Origin of the sequence: Kitasatospora griseola, assembly GCF_044999035.1 — a bacterium.
In the GTDB taxonomy this organism is placed as follows: Bacteria; Actinomycetota; Actinomycetes; order Streptomycetales; family Streptomycetaceae; genus Kitasatospora; species Kitasatospora griseola.
Genome location: NZ_CP173360.1, coordinates 3700817 through 3718476, shown reverse-complemented (window position 1 = coordinate 3718476; position 17660 = coordinate 3700817). Strand labels below are relative to the sequence as shown.

General features: G+C 72.9%; 16 protein-coding genes. 13 read left to right on the top strand and 3 right to left on the bottom strand.

The genetic code is table 11. From position 1 onward, the window contains the following. Positions 1-135 precede the first annotated feature (135 nt). Genes ACI1MP_RS16635 through ACI1MP_RS16620 form a run of 4 tightly spaced genes read left to right on the top strand, consistent with a single transcriptional unit; the run spans position 136 to position 2928 of the window. Entirely contained in the window at positions 136-432 is a 297-nt protein-coding gene (locus tag ACI1MP_RS16635; RefSeq protein WP_100587398.1) for a hypothetical protein, read from the top strand. After that, entirely contained in the window at positions 429-1727 is a 1299-nt protein-coding gene (locus tag ACI1MP_RS16630) for a putative T7SS-secreted protein (RefSeq protein WP_100587397.1), read from the top strand. Before ACI1MP_RS16635 ends, ACI1MP_RS16630 begins: the two co-directional genes overlap by 4 nt. Then, on the top strand, positions 1724-2431 hold the full coding sequence (locus tag ACI1MP_RS16625) for a hypothetical protein (protein WP_380337998.1): 708 nt from the start codon (positions 1724-1726) through the stop codon (positions 2429-2431). The genes ACI1MP_RS16630 and ACI1MP_RS16625 overlap by 4 nt, the downstream gene beginning before the upstream one ends. Then, a complete protein-coding gene (locus ACI1MP_RS16620; protein ID WP_380337996.1) occupies positions 2428-2928 on the top strand; it encodes a hypothetical protein in 501 nt (166 codons plus the stop codon). The genes ACI1MP_RS16625 and ACI1MP_RS16620 overlap by 4 nt, the downstream gene beginning before the upstream one ends. 7 nt (positions 2929-2935) lie before the next feature. On the opposite strand, the gene ACI1MP_RS16615 is transcribed toward ACI1MP_RS16620, so the two are convergent. Further along, positions 2936-3256, bottom strand: coding sequence for a hypothetical protein (locus ACI1MP_RS16615; protein ID WP_380337994.1), 321 nt, complete (start codon positions 3254-3256; stop codon positions 2936-2938). Positions 3257-3442: 186 nt separating this feature from the next. On the opposite strand from ACI1MP_RS16615, the gene ACI1MP_RS16610 reads away from it, so the two are divergent. After that, positions 3443-5635 carry a germacradienol/geosmin synthase gene (locus ACI1MP_RS16610; RefSeq protein ID WP_380337991.1) on the top strand — a complete coding sequence of 731 codons (2193 nt, stop codon included), beginning with the start codon at positions 3443-3445 and terminating at the stop codon, positions 5633-5635. Between the two features lie 49 nt (positions 5636-5684). Here ACI1MP_RS16610 and ACI1MP_RS16605 read toward each other — a convergent pair whose 3' ends face one another. Further along, positions 5685-6548, bottom strand: a complete 864-nt coding sequence (locus ACI1MP_RS16605; protein WP_404868927.1) for a peptidase — start codon at positions 6546-6548, stop codon at positions 5685-5687. A gap of 2 nt (positions 6549-6550) precedes the next feature. Beyond that, positions 6551-7870: a VWA domain-containing protein gene (locus tag ACI1MP_RS16600; RefSeq protein WP_380337985.1), complete on the bottom strand. Its 1320-nt coding sequence runs from the start codon at positions 7868-7870 to the stop codon at positions 6551-6553. 95 nt (positions 7871-7965) lie between these two features. Between ACI1MP_RS16600 and ACI1MP_RS16595 the strand changes: the two genes are divergently transcribed. From ACI1MP_RS16595 to ACI1MP_RS16560, 8 genes are all read left to right on the top strand, one after another. Further along, positions 7966-8796 carry an ATP-binding cassette domain-containing protein gene (locus ACI1MP_RS16595; protein WP_404868926.1) on the top strand — a complete coding sequence of 277 codons (831 nt, stop codon included), beginning with the start codon at positions 7966-7968 and terminating at the stop codon, positions 8794-8796. Further along, positions 8793-9443 (top strand): ABC transporter, encoded by a 651-nt coding sequence (locus ACI1MP_RS16590; protein ID WP_404868925.1) that lies wholly within the window; start codon positions 8793-8795, stop codon positions 9441-9443. Before ACI1MP_RS16595 ends, ACI1MP_RS16590 begins: the two co-directional genes overlap by 4 nt. A 105-nt stretch (positions 9444-9548) precedes the next feature. Beyond that, complete coding sequence (locus ACI1MP_RS16585; RefSeq protein WP_100587625.1) at positions 9549-10052, top strand: DUF1269 domain-containing protein; 504 nt, start codon at positions 9549-9551, stop codon at positions 10050-10052. Between the two features lie 87 nt (positions 10053-10139). Continuing rightward, positions 10140-11489, top strand: a complete 1350-nt coding sequence (locus ACI1MP_RS16580; protein ID WP_404868924.1) for an FtsW/RodA/SpoVE family cell cycle protein — start codon at positions 10140-10142, stop codon at positions 11487-11489. Positions 11490-11575: 86 nt separating this feature from the next. Beyond that, positions 11576-12997: a penicillin-binding transpeptidase domain-containing protein gene (locus ACI1MP_RS16575; protein WP_380338194.1), complete on the top strand. Its 1422-nt coding sequence runs from the start codon at positions 11576-11578 to the stop codon at positions 12995-12997. Positions 12998-13085: 88 nt separating this feature from the next. Then, positions 13086-14516, top strand: a complete 1431-nt coding sequence (locus ACI1MP_RS16570) for an APC family permease (RefSeq protein ID WP_380337975.1) — start codon at positions 13086-13088, stop codon at positions 14514-14516. Positions 14517-14866: 350 nt separating this feature from the next. After that, complete coding sequence (locus ACI1MP_RS16565; protein WP_380337972.1) at positions 14867-16129, top strand: glycosyltransferase 87 family protein; 1263 nt, start codon at positions 14867-14869, stop codon at positions 16127-16129. Then, positions 16126-17637, top strand: a complete 1512-nt coding sequence (locus ACI1MP_RS16560; RefSeq protein ID WP_404868923.1) for a N,N-dimethylformamidase beta subunit family domain-containing protein — start codon at positions 16126-16128, stop codon at positions 17635-17637. Before ACI1MP_RS16565 ends, ACI1MP_RS16560 begins: the two co-directional genes overlap by 4 nt. Positions 17638-17660 lie beyond the last annotated feature (23 nt).

The following is a 17660-nucleotide window of genomic DNA, read 5'->3' as shown; positions in this document are numbered from 1 at the left end:
GCGCGGACGCGGGGGCGTCGACCGCTCGGACGCCTCATGTGAAGGAACGGCAAAGGCGTCCTTGCGGAATGCGCGCACGGCCACGGGAGTGGGCGTCGCGTCGCTCTGCTCGGGCCCAGAGGGGATCAGCGCAGCATGGGGGCCTACTTCCGGGTCGAAGTGAGCGAACTCGACCGGCTGGTGAAGCAGCTGAAGAGCAGTCAGCAGGACATGCGCGAGGCGCTCCGCGCGATGAAGGACACCGGTCCGAAGACCACCGGGAGCAAGAACCTGGACCACGCCTGCGACGACTTCAACGACAGCTGGCAGGACGCCATCACCCGGATCTCGCAGGGCGTCGAGGCCCTGGAGGGCAAGCTCCAGGAGACCTGCAAGGGCTACTCGGAGACCGACCAGGCGATCCGGGACATGTTCACCGGAGCCGCCGCATGAGCAGCAAGGCCGACTTCCCCACCCTGGGCTTCGACCCGGCCCCCGGCAGCCCCGAGAACGTCGACGGCCTGGTCGACAAGCTCAACCGGGCGTCCGTCGCGATGGAGAGCGCCCACCGCACCCTGGTCGCCGTCGGACAGGGCGGCAGCGTCTGGGAGGGCGACGCCGCCAAGGCGTTCGCCGGCAAGGTCGGCGAACTGCCGCGCTACCTGGCCGACAGCGTCGACGCGATGCGGCAGGCCTCCGGCCAGCTCGACAGCTGGAAGAACCAGCTGGTCTCGTACCAGGGGGTGGCCCGGCGCTACGAGGCCGAGGCGGCCGAGGCCAAGCGCCGGATGGAGAACGCGGAGAACGTCAAGCAGAACGCCGTCGAACGGTTCGACCTGGCGGCCGACTCCCCGGCGTTCGCGCTGATCGGCAAGCGGTTCGACGACGACGCCGCGCTCGCCGACGCCCAGCGCCGGATCGACGCGGCGAGCGCCGAATACAGCACCGCCGAACGCCAGTTGGAGGACGCCAACCGCGAGCTCCGGGCCATCAAGGACGAGTTGGAAGCGATCGTCAAGCAGGCCAAGGAACTGCACGAGCACCACCAGGACGACGCCGACCGGACCGCGAAGGCGCTCCGCCGGGCCAACCAGAACGCTCCCGAGATCAGCGCCTGGGAGAAGATCGGCAACGGCTTCAAGAGCGTCGGCAAGAAGATCAAGGACTGGGCCACCAAGCACGCCGACCTGCTGAAGAAGATCGGCGACATCGCGGGCGGCGTCTCGGCGGTGCTCGGCATCGCGGCCCTCGCCACCCTGTGGTGCCCGCCGCTGTCCGCCGCCCTCGGCGTTGCGGCCGGCGGCGCGTCCGCGGTCGCGCTCGGTGCGCACGGGATGGCCAAACTCGGCGGTGCGGACGTCAGTTGGACCACCATCGCGCTGGACGGCGTCGGCGTGGTGCCGTTCGTGGGCGGTGCCGCCAAGGGCATCGGGGGCGCCGCCAAGGGCGTCACGGCCATCGCCAAGGGCGAGGGCCTGGCGGCCGGCGGAGCGAAGCTGATGGAAGCCGGGCAGGCCATCAAGGCCACCCATCTGGAGGGCGGCCTGCTGCACAACAAGGTGCTCACTCCGCTGTTCACCAAGACCCCGCTGAAGAAGCTGCCCGGCATCGGCTCGCTCGGTGAGGACGGCCAGAAGGTCTTCTCGCTCCCGGTCGAGTCGTGGTGGTCGCGCGGCACCCAGATCGGCATGAAGGGCAGTGGCCTGATCATGCACGCGCCCACCCTGTACCAGGAAGTGACCTCGTGACGACCCCGCAGAACGGCCCGGCCGAGAGTCTTCCGGCCGACATCCTCCCGGACGACGCGCTCGACATCCGGTGGGTGGTGCCGGCCCAGTTCCACTCGCTTGGCGTCGAACTGCCCGAGCAGGAGCGGGAGGCGCACCTCGCCGAAGTGGCCGCCGAGATCTGGTGCGGCGGCACCGAGTTCCAGCGCAGCACCGTCGCCTCCTGGTACAGCGACATCGCCGCCACCGCCGGCGAGGAGGGCGCGGTCTACTCCGGCTTCCTGCTGGCCGGCACCGAGGACGACCGGGTCACCGTCGCCACCCTGGTCATCCAGGCCGACCAGGCCGACACCGCGGACGCCGACACGGTCGCCGCCGCGATCCAGGACATGCTCTCCCTCGACCCCGCCAACGAGGTGTTCCGGGTGCCCGCCCCGGTCGGCCCGGTGGTGGTCGCCGTCGCCGGGTCGCTCGCCGAGGTCGACGACGAGTTCGGGAACAAGGCGAAGCTCGAACTGGCCCAGGCGTCCGCGTACATCCCGGTGCCGGGTGCGGACACCCTGGTCACCATGACCATCAGCACGCCCATGCTGATCGACTTCCCCGAGTACGTGACGATGCTCGCGGGCCTGGTCGAGACCGTGGTGTACGACCGGCCCGGCACGCAGCCCGCGACCGCCCTGCCCGGGCCGGACCAGGCGAAGATCACGGAGGCGTTCGGATGAGCACCTGGCACCCACCGGCCCCGCCCGGCCTGAACACCGGCCCGCTGCCACGTCGCTCCGCGCCCGGGCTGTGGCTCCAGTTCGGCCTGCAGTGGTTCTGGCTGCCGTTCCGGATCGTCTGGGACTTCCTGGACAACTCGGTGGCGTTCGACGGCACGGCCGAGCCGGGCGTGGCCAAGTTCGTTCTCACGCCCAGCCGTTACCGCCTGGAGCGGCAGGGCACCCGCGAGGAGTGGGAGGCCTGGGCCGGGCGGGCGCTGGACCGCGGGATCGAGCGGGGACTGGCCACCGTGCGGAGGAACCAGGAGTTCAACGCCAACAAGTACCGCTACAAGTTCAAGGGCGACGAACTGGTGCCCAGGACGACGATCCGCCGGCGCTACTACCGGGGCATCGGCCTCGACGGCCTCGCCGTCCTGGCCGCCCGCCGCGGCTGGCAGGTCGACTGGAGCAGCGGCACGGCGGAGGTCCGGGTCTTCCGGCCGCAGGGCGGCTGACAGGGACTCAGTCGTCCTCGAACGGCTCCTCGCTGAAGCGGAACCAGGCCCGGGGCGGCTCGATGTGCAGCAGGAACTCCGCCATCGGGCCCTCCGGGGCGTGCAGCGTGAGTTCCTGCTCCAGTGTCAGGTGGATCCGGCCCCAGGCGTCCCACTCCTCGGCCTCGGCCAGTTCGCGGCACTCGGCGAACCTGGGCGCGAACCCCGGCCAGCCCGGGCCGGGGGTGAACTCGCCGTGCAGCCAGGGGAAGTCGGCGTCGTCGATGCGGATCTCGCCGACCAGGTCCTCGCCGTGCACCAGGCGCCAGGTCTCGTCGGTGAACGCCATGTGCGGGCTCCTCGGTGCGGGGGGCAGGACGGTGACAGTCTGCCGAAGGGGTACGACACCGGCGGGGTTCACTCGTTCGAGTGGATTGTGACGTGTGGGCTACGGAGTTGGGTTCCGGTGACCGAGGGTCGGAAGGCTCGTTAGGCATCGCGCCGATCTTCAGTCGTCGAAAAGGGGCGGGACCCAGTGGCTCAGCCGTTCGAACTGCCGGACTTCTACGTGCCGTACCCGGCGCGCATCAACCCGCACTACGAGAAGGCACGGGTGCACACCAAGGAGTGGGCACGCGACTTCGGCATGCTGGAGGGATCGGGCATCTGGGAGGAGCACGATCTCGACTCGCACGACTACGCGCTGCTCTGCTCCTACACCCACCCCGACTGCGACAGCGAGGCGCTCGACCTCGTCACCGACTGGTACACCTGGGTCTTCTTCTTCGACGACCACTTCCTGGAGATCTTCAAGCGCACCCTCGACCGCGAGGGCGGCAAGGCCTACCTGGACCGCCTGCCCGCCTTCATGCCGATGGACCTCGCCGACGGGTTCCCCGATCCCACCAACCCGGTCGAGGCGGGCCTGGCGGACCTTTGGCAGCGCACCGTCCCGCACATGTCCGCCGACTGGCGGTCCCGGTTCGCCGAGTCCACCCGGCACCTGCTGAACGAGTCCCTCTGGGAGCTCTCCAACATCAACGAGGGCCGGGTCTCCAACCCCGTCGAGTACATCGAGATGCGCCGCAAGGTCGGCGGCGCCCCCTGGTCGGCCGGCCTGATCGAGTACGCCGCGCACGCCGAGGTGCCCGAGTCGGTCGCGTACTCCCGGCCGCTGCGGGTGCTGCGCGACGCCTTCTCCGACGGCGTCCACCTGCGCAACGACCTGTTCTCGTACCAGCGCGAGATCCAGGAGGAGGGCGAACTCTCCAACGGCGTCCTGGTGTTGGAGACCTTCCTCGGCTGCTCCACCCAGGAGGCCGCGGACGCGGTCAACGACCTGCTGACCTCCCGCCTCCAGCAGTTCGAGAACACCGCGCTCACCGAACTCCCCGGCCTGTTCGCCGAGCACGCGCTCGACCCGGAGGAGATCGCCCGCGTCCTGGCGTACGTCAAGGGCATGCAGGACTGGCAGTCCGGCGGCCACGAATGGCACATGCGTTCCAGCCGCTACATGAACGGCGGCGGCGCGGCCGCCCCCACCTTCGGCCCCAAGGGCCTCGGCACCTCCGCTGCCAACATCCGCCTCGCGGCGGGCATCCGCGGCCTGCGCAGCTTCGCGCACGTCCCGCACCGCAGGGTCGGGCCCTCGAAGCTGCCCGACTTCCCGATGCCGTACGCCGTCACGATCAACCCGCACGTGGACGCCTCCCGGGAGTACGTCGTCCGCTGGTCCCACGAGTTCGGCCTGCTCGACCCGGAACCCGGCGTCCCCGCCTCCGACATCTGGACCGAACAGAAGCTCCGCGACTACGACTTCCCGCTCTGCGCCGCCGGCATCGACCCCGACGGCACCGCCGCCGAACTCGACCTCAGCTCGGCCTGGCTGACCTGGGGCACCTACGCCGACGACTACTACCCCCCGGTCTTCGGCGCCCCCCGCGACCTGGCCGGCGCGAAGCTCGCCAACGAGCGGCTGTACGCGCTGATGACACTCGACGGCAGCCTCCCCTTCGAGCCGCGCAACGCCCTCGAAGCCGGCCTCGCCGACCTCTGGCAGCGCACCGTCGTGCCCTTCTCCACCGCCGCCCGGGCCAAGTTCCGCAAGGCCGTCGGCGACATGATCGACAGTTGGCTCTGGGAGCTCGCCAACGGCGCGCAGAACCGGATCCCCGACCCTGTCGACTACATCGAGATGCGACGCGCCACCTTCGGCTCCGACCTGACGATGAGCCTGTCCCGGCTCGGCCGCGGCGAGACCATCCCCGACGAGGTGTACCGGAGCGGCACCATGCGGGCGATCGAGAACTCCGCGGCGGACTACGCCTGCCTGGTCAACGACCTGCACTCGTACCAGAAGGAGATCGAGTACGAGGGCGAGGTCCACAACCTGGTCCGGGTGGTGGAGAACTTCTTCTCCTGCGACTACCCCGTCGCCGTGGACATCGTCGCCGACCTGATGGGCTCCCGCCTGAGCCAGTTCCAGCACGTCGTGCAGGGAGAACTGCCGCTGCTGAAGCAGGACTTCGCAATCGAGGGCGAGGCGTCGGAGGCGCTCGACGGGTACGTCCACGAGCTGGAGGACTGGATGGCCGCCGTCCTCCACTGGCACCAGCAGTGCCGGCGGTACTCGGAGGACGTGCTCAAGCGCCACTTCGCCCCGGAGGTCCCGGTGACGGCGGAACTGGGGATGTCGGCGATGCGGATCCTGGCAGAGCTCAGGGCGTGAACGGACAGGGGCGCGTGGGATACCCCCACGCGCCCCTGGTTGCGCAGCCCTATTCGGACAGGTGCGGGTGATGGTGGTGCGGCCGGTGCCCGCGCGGGTGGCGGGTGAGGGTGTAGCCGAGGACGCCGGCGAGGGCGGCGAGGATGCCGCCGGCGACGGTCCACCACCAGCGGGTGTTCCAGCCGGAGAAGAGATCCGAGTACCAGTGGGTCTCTTCGGCGACGGGGGCGGCCGCGTAGGCGGCGCTCGAACTGGGGGCCGGGGTAGCGGCGGAGCCGCTCGCGGTGGATCCGGCGTTGACCGGCGGCACCAGCGGGGCCTTGAGCGAACCGCCCTCGGGCTGGGCGTCGTTGACGTCGCCCTTGGTGGCGACGTGCACGTGGACCTGGGAGGCGAGGCCGAGGTCCTGCTGCGGGATGTCGCTGGTGGAGAGCCGGATGTAGTAGGTGCCGGGCAGCGGGTCGCCGGACCAGGGCTCGGCCCAGGAGCGGATCTGGCGGAGCGTGCAGCTGAGGGCCACGGTGGTGGCGCTGTCCGCGGCGGTGCCGTTCTGCGGGCCGGAGGTGCAGGCCTGGCGGCGGCGCAGGCCGTCGAAGAGTTCGACGGTCCAGGTCTGCGGGCCGTGCCGGTCGGCGGCGTCCGGGAGGGTGACCTTGACCTCGACGGTGGCGGTCTGGCCCTCGGAGGCCGGGAACGCCCAGTACAGGTAGTCACCGGTGGAGACGGGGACGTCCGCGTCCTGGCCGGCGGCCAGCGTGGTGGCGGTGAGGAAGCTGGTGCCGACCGAGTTGAGCACCGGCTTGGCGGTGCCGCTCGCGGACGGCGACGGCGAGGCCGCCGTCGCGGTCGGGGCCAGCAGGAGCAGGCCGGTGAGCGCGGCGGCCGGGGCCGCGAGGGCGAAGAGCTTGCGCATGGTCAGTTCTCCCGCCAGACGGCGATCCGCCAGCGTGCCAGCCAGCCGAAGATCAGACCGGCGAGCAGGCCGGCCAGGGTGAGCACACCGAGCAGGATCCAGCCGCGGCCCAGGCCCATCGCGGGGCCGTCGGGCGCGGGGGAGGCGGCGGCGACGTCGACGGTCAGCTCCAGCGGCAGGCCGGCGTCGGCCTGGACGCCGGCCTGGCCGGCGAAGGAGTTGCTGACGATCAGGCAGACGGTGCGGTCGGTGCTCGCCGCGGCGCCGGAGGTCGGCGAGGGGGTGGCGGAGTCGGTGCCCGGCGCGGACCAGCGGACGCCGGTGGACGCCACGTCGGTGCGGCCGGAGCCCGCGTCGCTGCCGCGGACCAGTTCCTGGCCGCTGCTGTCGGTGGCCTGCAGCAGGACCCCGTAGTCACGGGCGACGGCCCGGTCGGGGGTGACGCTGACCGAGGCGCGCAGTTCCTGGCCGGCCTTCACCGGCACCCGGTAGACGCGGTGCTCGGAGAACTTCTCGCGGTCGCTGTACACGCCGGGGGTCAGGATCGGCGCGCTGCTGCACTGCTCGGCGCCGGTCACCTTCGCGGGGGTGACGGTGTGGGTGTCCTGGGCCCGGGTGACGATCTGCTTGACGCGCTGGGTCAGCTGGTCCTGGCTGCGGACGTCGGTGAAGGTGCCGCCGGTCGCGTTGGCGATGCACAGCAACTGCTGGCGGGTCTTGTCGTCGTGCGCCAGGCCGAGGGTGTCGATCACCAGGTGGATGCCCTGGCTGGCGAGTTCGCGGGCCACGTCGCACGGGTCCGGCGGGGCGCAGGTGTCCTCGCCGTCGGTGATCAGCACGATCCGGCGGGTGGTCGGGCCGGTGCCGAGGTCCTGGGCGGCGGCGCGCAGCGCCACGCCGATCGGGGTCCAGCCGGTCGGGCGGACGGTGGCGACGGCGGTCTTGGCCTCGACCTTGTTGGTCCTGCCGACCGGGAAGAGCTGCTTGGTGTCCTTGCAGCCCTCCTTCTGGTCGTTGCCCGGGTAGGTCGCGCCGAGGGTGCGCAGGCCGAACTCGGTCTCGGCGGGCAGCGCGTCGATGACCTCGTTGATGGACTGCTGGGCGACCGCGATCCGGCTCTTGCCCTGGATGTCGGCGGTCCGCATCGACCCCGACCCGTCCAAGATGAGGTCGACCTTGGGCGCTTCGGTCGCGGCGGGCGGTGCCCCGGGCTCGTCGGCGTGCGCGGGCAGCGTGCCGAGCACGGTGCCGGCGACTATTGTCAGCGCCCCGAGCAGGGCGGCTCCGCGGGCCGTCCGTCGTTTCTTGGTATGGGTGATCACTGCCGCATCCTAGGGACCGTCAGTTCCAATCGCCCAATGCGGGTGGTGAGCGCGACGTACCCTGAACTGGTCGACGGAGCAGGCGGGGAGAGCGCATGACGGTGCGTCTGGCAGGCGTCGGGAAACGCTACGGACGCGGGGGTCCGTGGGTGCTGCGGGAGGTCGAACTGACGCTCCGTCCGGGCGGCCTGGTGCGGATCGAGGGGGCCAACGGCAGCGGCAAGTCGACGCTGCTGAAGCTGCTCGCCGGGATCGAACGCGCCGAGCGGGGAACGGTCGAGGCGCCGGACGGCCGGGCGTACGTCCCGGAGCGGTTCCCGCCCGCGCTGCCGTTCGACGTCCGCGACTACCTGTGCCACCTGGGCCGGATCCGCGGCCTGGCCGCCGGGGAGGCGCGGCGGCGGGCCGACCACTGGCTGGAGCGGTTCGGCATCACCGGGTACGCGGGCACCCCGATCGGGCGGCTCTCCAAGGGCACCTGCCAGAAGGTCGCGGTGGCCCAGGCGCTGCTCGCCGAGGCCGAGTTGCTGCTGCTGGACGAGGCGTGGACGGGGCTCGACCAGGCCGCCCGCGGCGAACTCGACGGCGCGGTCGCCGAACGCGCCGCGGCCGGCGCCCTGGTGGTGTTCGTCGACCACGACCCGACCCGGCTGGCGGGCCTGACCACCGCCGTCCACCGGGTCGACGGCGGCACGCTGCACGAGGTCCCGCTGCCGGCCGTCGACGGCGACGGCCCGCGCACGGCGCTGGTGGTCGAGGCCGAGGAGCTCCCCGAGTGGCTGCCGGGCCGGCCCGAGCGCAAGCCGCTGGCCGACGGCGCCACCCGGCTGGACGTGCCGGCCGCGCACTCCGACGCGCTGCTGCGCCGCCTGCTGGCCGCGCACCCGCCGGTGCACATCAGGTCCGTTCAGCAGGAGGCGTCATGACGGTGCGGATGCTGACGCGCTACCACCTCGAACTGCTGCTGCGCTCGCAGCGCTGGCTGCCGCCCGGGCTGGTGTACCTGGTGCTGATGGGTCTCGGGGTGTCCGGCGGCGACGACGCGCTGTCGGCGGCGGCGTTCTCGGCGGGCCTGCTGGTGCCGGTGACGGGCTGGCTGGCGCGGGCGGCGGTGACGGCGGAGCCCGCGCAGTCCCGGGCCTGCCTGGTGGCGGCCGCGGGCTGGCGGCGGGTGCACCTGTCGGCGCTGGCGGCGGCCGCGCTGGCCGGGCTGGCCCTGGGCGTGGCGGGCCTGGCCGGGGTGCTGCTGGTGGGCAGCGGCGGTGGCGGCGGGGCGGTAGCGGCGGGCCTGCCGGCCACCGTGGTGTGCGTGCTGACGGGCGCGGCGGTGGGCGCGGTGTGCAACCGTCCGGTGGTGGCCGGCGCGCAGTACGCGGTGCCGCTGGGGCTGGGCGCGATGGTGCTGGTGCTGCTGCTGCCGGGGTCGCCGGCGAACGCGGTGGTGCGGGCGCTGGTGCTGGGTTCGCGGCACGGCGCGACGGCCGTGCCGTGGTGGACGCTGCCGGGCGCGGCCCTGCTGGCGGGGGCGGCCGGGTGGGCGGCGGTGGCGGTCGCGGTGCGCCGCGGGGAGTGAGCGGCGGGGAACCGGACACACCGCAGGAGATGGGAATAAATATGGCGAATCCTGGCTAGGGTGCTGGGGGACGTGCCCGAAGCCCTGCTGGAAGGAACCCCCGCCGTGAGCAACCTGTTTGCGATCGCCTACCCCGATGTCGCCACCGCGCAGAAGGTCCGGGACGAGCTGATCGGCCTTCAGAAGCAGCGGCTGATCGACCTGGAGGACATCGTGGTGGTCGAGCGCCGCGAGGACGGGAAGATCAAGCTCCACCAGGCGGTCTCCAACACCGGTCTGGGCGCGGCCTCCGGCGCGCTGTGGGGCGGCGTGATCGGCCTGCTGTTCCTGATGCCGGTGATCGGCGCGGCGATCGGCGGCGCGACCGGCGCGGCCGTCGGCGCCTCCACCGACACCGGCGTGGACGACGACTTCATGCGGAAGGTCGGCGAGAAGCTGGCCCCGGGCTCCGCCGCGGTGTTCGCGCTGGTGCGCACCGCCACCCAGGACAAGGTGATCCCGGCGGTCGCGCAGTTCGGCGGCGAGCTGCTGCAGACCTCGCTCAGCCACGAGGAGGAGGAGCACCTGCGGGAGATCGCCCGGGCGGCGAACCCCGCGTCCACGCTCTGACGCCCCCTCAGGCAGTACTGGGCGGGGTGCCGGCCGGCACCCCGCCGTCCCTGCCCCATCGGGCCGGCGAGGACGGGAGGACGGCTGGTGGCCACTGACTCCGCGACCCGTGCGGCGGCCTGGACGCCCGGCGCCCGGCGGCCCCGGCGGTGGACCGAACTGGTGCTGGTGGTGGCCGCGGTGGGGCTGGCCGTGTTCGGGTACGTCGAGGTGGGCGTCGACATCGACGGCAAGGCGCCGCCGGACGCCGCCCAGTACGGCGCCGCGTTAGGGGTCCTGGCGCTGCTCGCGCACGGCGCGGTGCGCTGGCGGGCGAAGTGGGCGGACCCGCTGCTGCTGCCGATCGCGGTGCTGCTGAACGGCGTCGGGCTGGTCGTCATCTACCGGCTGGACCGGAACACCCCGCACCACGAGGCCGCCCCCACCCAACTGCTGTGGTCCACCCTCGGGGTGGGCCTGTTCATCGCGGTGCTGCTCCTGCTGCGCGACCACCGCCGGCTCCAGCGCTACGCGTACGTCGGGGCGTTCGTGGCCCTCGTCCTGCTGGTGCTGCCGGTGTTCTTCCCGCCGGTGTACGGCTCGCGGATCTGGATCACGCTGGGCCCGCTGTCCTTCCAGCCCGGCGAGTTCGCCAAGGTCCTGCTGGCGATCTTCTTCGCCGCCTACCTGGCACGGCACCGGGACGCGCTCGCCCTGACCGGCCGTCGGGTGCTGTGGTTCCAGCTGCCGCTCGGCCGGGTGCTCGGGCCGGTGCTGCTGATCTGGGCGGCGTTCGTCGGCGTGCTGGTGCTGGAGACCGACCTCGGCACCTCGCTGCTGTTCTTCGGCCTGTTCGTGGTGATGCTGTACGTGGCCACCGCCCGCACCGGATGGATCGTCATCGGCCTGCTGCTGTCGGCCGTCGCCGCGGTCGGGGTGGGCTGGCTGTCGCCGCACGTGCACAGCCGGGTCACCGACTGGCTGCACCCGCTGGCGTCGATCCGGGCCGGGCAGGGCGCCAACCAGATCGCCCAGTCGCTGTTCGCGTTCGCCTGGGGCGGCCAGCTCGGCACCGGTCTGGGCCTCGGCCACTCCGCGCTGATCGGCTTCGCCACCAAGTCCGACTTCATCCTGGCCACCATCGGCGAGGAACTCGGCCTGACCGGCCTGCTCGCGGTGTTCCTGCTGTACGCGCTGCTGGTCTCCCGCGGCTTTCGCACCGGCATCGCGCTGCGCGACCCGTTCGGACGGCTGCTCGCCATCGGCCTGGCCGCGCTGGTCGCGATCCAGGTGTTCGTGGTGGCCGGCGGCGTCCTCGACCTGATCCCGCTGACCGGCATGACGCTGCCGTTCATCGCGCAGGGCGGGTCCTCGGTGGTCACCAACTGGATCATCGTGGCGCTGCTGGTGCGGATGAGCGACCTCGCCCGGCGTCCCGACCCCGGGGAGGCGGCGTGAGGTTCACCCGGCCCGAGGGCACCAACGGCGGGCCGCAGGGCCTGCCCGGCATCTCCACCACCGGCCGGCGGGCCGCCACCTTCTGCATGCTGCTGATCATCCTGCTGGCCGTCCAGGCCACCCGGGTGCAGGTCTTCCAGAAGCAGGAGCTGGACCACAACAGCGCCAACCAGCGCGCCACCATCCAGCGGTACGCGCAGCCGCGCGGCAACCTGATCGCCGGTCAGCCCGTCACCGGCTCGGTCGCGACCGGCGGCCGCCTGGCGTACCAGCGCACCTACACCGACGGCCCGCTGTACGCCGCCGTCACCGGCTACTCCTCGCAGATCTACGGCAACACCCAGCTGGAGGGCGTCTACGACGACCTGCTCACCGGCACCGACCCCCGGCTGACCGGCTGGGCGGTCTGGGACGCCATCACCCGCAACCAGCAGCCCGGCGGCGACGTGGTCACCACCATCGACCCGGCCGTGCAGCGCGCCGCCATGCAGGGGCTCGGCGGCCAGCAGGGCGCCGTCGCCGCGATCGAACCCGCCACCGGCCGGATCCTCGCGCTGGCCTCCACCCCCAGCTACGACCCCGGCGCGATCGCCGGCGCCGGCGCCGCCGACCAGGCCGCCTGGGAGAAGCTGCAGGCCGACCCCGACCAGCCGATGCTCAACCGGGCGCTGCGGCAGATCTACCCGCCCGGCTCGACCTTCAAGGTGGTCACCGCCGCGGCCGCGCTGGCCAACGGCACGGTGACGGACATCCAGGCCCCCACCGGCGCGCCCTTCCCGTACGTGATGCCCGGCACCACCACCACGCTCAACAACGACACCAGCGCCTGCGACCGGGAGGGGCTGTCGCTGGACGAGGCGATGACGATGTCCTGCAACAGCGTGCTGGGCTGGCTCGGCGTGCAGACCGGCCTCGACCGGATGGTCGCGATGGCGAAGAACTTCGGCTTCGACGACGCCAAGCTCGACGTCCCGGTGCGGGCCGCCCGCTCCAACTTCGACACCAGGATGAACAGCTCGCAGCTGGCGCTGTCCTCGATCGGCCAGTACAACACCGCCGCCACCCCGCTGGTGATGGCGATGGTCGCCGCCGGGGTCGCCGCCGACGGGCGGGTGATGCATCCACAGCTGGTGGACCGGCTCACCAAGGCCGACGGCACCCAGGTCCAGCTGATGCGCCCCGCCCTGTACCGGCAGGCGTTCGGGCCCGGTGTCGCCGCCGAGCTGCGCCGGCTGATGGTGAACGTGGTGAACAACGGCACCGGAGGCAACGCGCAGATCCCGGGCGCCGAGGTCGGCGGCAAGACCGGCACCGCCGAGCACGGCGTCGACAACAGCGGCACCCCGTACGCCTGGTTCATCGCCTGGGCCCGCCCCGCCGGGTCCACCGCCACCCCGCCGGTCGCCGTCGCGGTGGTGGTGGCCGACAGCACGGCCACCGACGTCACCGGGGGACGGCTGGCCGCGCCGATCGCCAAGGCCGTCATGCAGGCCGTCCTCGACCGGTGACCGCCGGACCCGCGACCAAGATCTCATAACTATGCATATCGGCGTATTTGATACAGTCCGTGCCTGATCCCCACCAGAAGGACGACCGATGAGCACCACCCGCCTGCTGCGGCGCAAGCCCGTGGACACCCTGATCGCCGAAGCGGGCGGAACCGGAGCCGGACACCTGCGCCGATCCATCGGCCTGTGGCAGCTGTCCGCCATCGGCATCGGCGCCACCGTCGGCACCGGCATCTTCTTCGTCCTCACCACCTCCGTCCCGGTGGCCGGGCCGGCCGTGGTGATGTCCTTCGTGATCGCCGCCGTCACGGCCGGCCTCACCGCGCTCTGCTACGCCGAACTCGCCTCCGCCATCCCGGTGGCCGGCTCCTCCTACTCGTACGCGTACGCCACCATGGGCGAGCTGGTCGCGTTCGGCGTCGGCGTCTGCCTGCTGATGGAGTACGGCGTCTCCGCGTCCGCGATCGCCGTCACCTGGGGCCAGTACCTCGACCAGTTCGCCGACCTGGCGTTCGGCCTGCACCTGCCCGCGGCGCTCACCGCCCCGCCCGGCGAGAACGGCGTCTTCAACCTGCCCGCCGTGGTGCTGGTCGCCCTGGTCACCGTGCTGCTGATCCGCGGCGTCGGCGAGTCCGCCAAGGTCAACGCCGTGATGGTGACCATCAAGCTGGCCATCCTGGTGCTCTTCGTGGCCATCGGCCTGACCGGCTTCCACGCCGGCAACTTCACCCCGTTCGCCCCCAACGGCTGGGGCGGCGTGCAGACGGCCGCCTCCACCATCTTCTTCTCCTTCATCGGCCTGGACGCCGTCTCCACCGCCGGCGAGGAGGTCCGCGAGCCGCGCCGCACCATGCCGCTGGCCATCCTGATCTCGCTCGGGGTGGTCACCCTGCTGTACATCGCGGTCGCCGTCACCGCGATCGGCGCCCAGCCCTGGCAGCAGTTCGACGGACAGAAGGCCGGCCTCGCGCAGATCCTCCAGGACGTCACCGGCCAGTCCTGGCCCGCCCTGGTGTTCGCCGGCGGCGCGATCGTCTCGATCTTCTCCATCACCCTGGTGGTGATCTACGGCCAGACCCGGATCCTCTACGCGATGGGCCGCGACGGCCTGCTGCCCCGCCCCTTCACCCGGGTCTCCCCGCGCACCGGCACCCCGGTCTGGAACACCGTCGTGGTCGGCGCCGCCGTCGCCCTGCTGGCCGCCGTCTTCCCGCTCAGGCTGCTGGCCGACATGACCTCGATGGGCACCCTGGTGGCGTTCACCGCCGTGTCCGTCGGCATCGTCGTGCTCCGCCGCACCCGCCCCGACCTCCCGCGCGGCTTCAAGGTCCCGTTCTACCCGGTCACCCCCGTGCTCAGCGCCGGCTTCTGCGTCTACCTGATCACCAAGCTGCACCGCGACACCTTCATCGCCTTCGCGATCGCCCTGGCCCTCGCCGCCGTCCTCTACTTCACCTACAGCGCCAAGCACTCCCGCCTGGCCGCCCCCCGCACCGAGGAGCCCGCCGACCCCAGCTGACGCTCCGTGGGCCGCCGTCGCCGGGGACTCCGCGGACCCTGTGGTGCCGGCCGCAGGCCGCGGGGCTTCGTCCCGGCCGGTACCGCTGTCGTCCCGCTCGGGCTGCCGGCCGACATGACCTCGACGGGCGCCCCGGTGGCGTTCACCGCCGTGTCCGTCGGCATCGTCGCGCTCCGCCGCGAGACCTTCCCTGCCCTCGCCGCTGCCCGGGCCCGGCCGCCCCGGCACCGAGGGGCCCGCCGACCCGAGCTGACGCTCCGTAGGCCGAGCGGTGTCGAAATCCTGACAGAACCGATAAAACCGGCCCGAATCCCGCGACAGAGCGTGGCTTTCGCCCTAGCCTTCGAGCCATGGCGAGCACCCGACGGGCCCTGCGTGTGCTCGGACATCCGGTGGCGCAGGCGGGCGGGTGGGTGGCGGCCGCGGGCTGGGCGGCGGCGTTCCCGCTGATGTCGCACCTGGCCAACCAGGCCGCCTGGGGGCGCTTCGCGGCGCCCGGGTACCTGTTCGCCGCGGTGCTGACGCTGACGCTGCCGTGCGGGCTCGCGGCGCGGGCGGCCGGCGCGGCGGCGGCGCTGGGCGCGGCGCTGCTGCCGCTCGGGGCGCTGGCGCTGACCGGGCACCACCAGTCCGAGGTGACGGTGGTGGAACGGTCGGCGGCGCTGCTGCTGCACACCGGCAGCCCGTACCTGACCGAGACGCCGCACGTCGTCGACTACAACCCGTACCTGCCCGCGATGGCGCTGTTCGGCCTGCCCCGGGTGGTGCTGGGGGAGGCCGGTCCGGCGGCGCGGGTGCTGGGCGACGTCCGGCTGTGGTTCGCGGCGGCGTTCCTGGCCTGCCTGCTGACCGGGTGGCGGCTGCTGCGCCCCGGCGGCCCGCTGCGGGCGTCGGTGCTGCCGCTGACGGTGCTCACCGCCTCGCCGCTGGTCGCGCTCGCGCTGGCCGTCGGCGGCGTCGACCTGCCGCTGACCGGCGTCTGCTGCCTGGCGATGGCGCTCGCCGAACGCGGCCACCCGCTGCGCACCGGCCTGGTGCTGGCGCTGGCCTGCACGCTGAAGTGGACGGCCTGGCCGGCGCTGCCGGTCGCACTGCTGCTGCTGCACCGCCGGCACGGCCCGCGGTCGGCGCTGCGGGCCGCCGTCCCGGCGCTGGCCGTCGGCGGGGCGGTGATCGGCCCGGTCGCGGCGCTCCACCCGCACGAACTGTACGAGCAGGTGGTGCGCTTCCCGCTGGGCCTGACCGCCGTCCACACCCCGGCCGGCAGCCCGCTGCCGGGCAAGGTGCTGGCCGGTCTCGGCCCGTACGGCCACACCCTGTCGCTGACCCTGCTGGCCGTCGGCGCGCTGGCGGTCGCGGCGTGGCTGCCGACCCGCCCGCCGGCCACCGCGGTCGCCGCCTGCGACCTGCTGGCGGTGGGCCTGACGGTGGCGTTCGCGCTGGCCCCGGCCGGCCGGTTCGGCTACCTGGCGCTGCCCGCCGTACTGGTGGTGTGGCCGCGGCTGGCGACCGCGCCCGGGCGGCCGGTTCCGGTGCCCCGGCGGAGGCCGACGCATCGCCGGGCGGCCGACGTGCCTATGGTGTCCCGGGACACCGTACGAACACGGGAGTGATCTTGGGCGCCACCGGACGACGCCGCTTCCTGGGCCTGGCCGCCGGAGCGGCCGCCTCGCTCACCGCCTGCGGCCCGGGCGGCCCGGGCCGCACCGCCGCCGGCTCCGCCGCACCCGGCGGCAGCGCCGCGGCCGCCGCGCCGAGCCCCGCGCCGTCCGCCACCGCGGCGGAGAACGCCAGACCGGGCAACGCCGACTGGGCGATCACCAACGCCGGCCCGGCCGGTGCGATCGAGGGCTGGGCGGACCGGGCCAGCGTGCTGCCCGGCGAGCAGGTCGGCCTGCACGTCTCCACCACCGCGCCCGGCTTCACCGTCACCGCCTACCGGATGGGCTGGTACGGCGGCGCCCGGGCCCGTCAGGTGTGGAGGTCGGGGCGGGTGCCCGGCGCCAAGCAGCAGCCGTTCACCGTCGACCAGGCCACCCGCATGGTGATCACTTCCTGGTCGCGCTCCACCGCCGTCGACACCACCGGCTGGCCGGAGGGCTGCTACCTGCTGCGGCTGGACGCGGAGGGCGGCGCCGGGCAGCGCTACGTGCCGCTCACCGTGCGTTCGCGCAGCACCGCCGGCACCACCGTGGTGGTCAACGCGGTCGCCACCTGGCAGGCCTACAACGAGTGGGGCGGCTACAACCTGTACAACGGCCCGTCCGGCGGGCTGCCCACCCGCTCGTACCAGGTCAGCTTCGACCGGCCGTACCAGTACGACGACGGTGCGGGCCTGTTCCTGGTCTACGAGGCCCCGCTGGTCGCGCTCGCCGAGAAGCTCGGCATCCCGCTGTCGTACGCCACCTGCATCGACGTCGCCGCCGACCCGAACCTGCTGCGCGGCGCCAAGGCGGCGCTCTCGCTCGGCCACGACGAGTACTGGTCGCCCGAGCAGCGCGCCCACTTCACCGCGGCCCGCGACGCCGGCACCCACCTGGCGATCCTGGGCGCCAACTGCTGCTTCCGGCGGGTGCGGTACGAGCCGTCGCCGACCGGCCCGGACCGCACCGTGGTCTGCTGGAAGGGCGCCTGGAAGGACGACCCGGGCTACCGGGCGGGGCACCCGGCGACCACCGACTTCCGCTCCCCGCCCGGCGCCGACCCGGAGTCCTCGCTGCTCGGCGTGATCTACGACGGCTACCCGGTGGACGCCCCGTACGTGGTCACCGCGCCCGGCCACTGGCTGTTCGCGGGCACCGGCGCGAAGGCCGGCGACAGCTTCCCGCACCTGGTCGGCGTCGAGTACGACCGGGTCAACCCGTCCTACCCGACGCCGCAGGGCATCGAGGTGCTCTCGCACTCCCCGGTGGTCTGCGAGGGTCGGCACTCGTTCGCCGACACCGCGCTGTACCCGGCGGGCAGCGGCGCGCTGGTCTTCGCCACCGGCACCATGCGGTGGGTGGAGTCGCTGGAGGCGACCGGCCCGGCCGGCGGCAGCGCGATCCACGGCATCGACGGGCGGGCGGGCGCGTTCACCCGCCAGGTCACCGAGAACCTGCTGCGGCGCTTCGCGCAGTGAGACGCGGACGGGGGCCCCGCTCC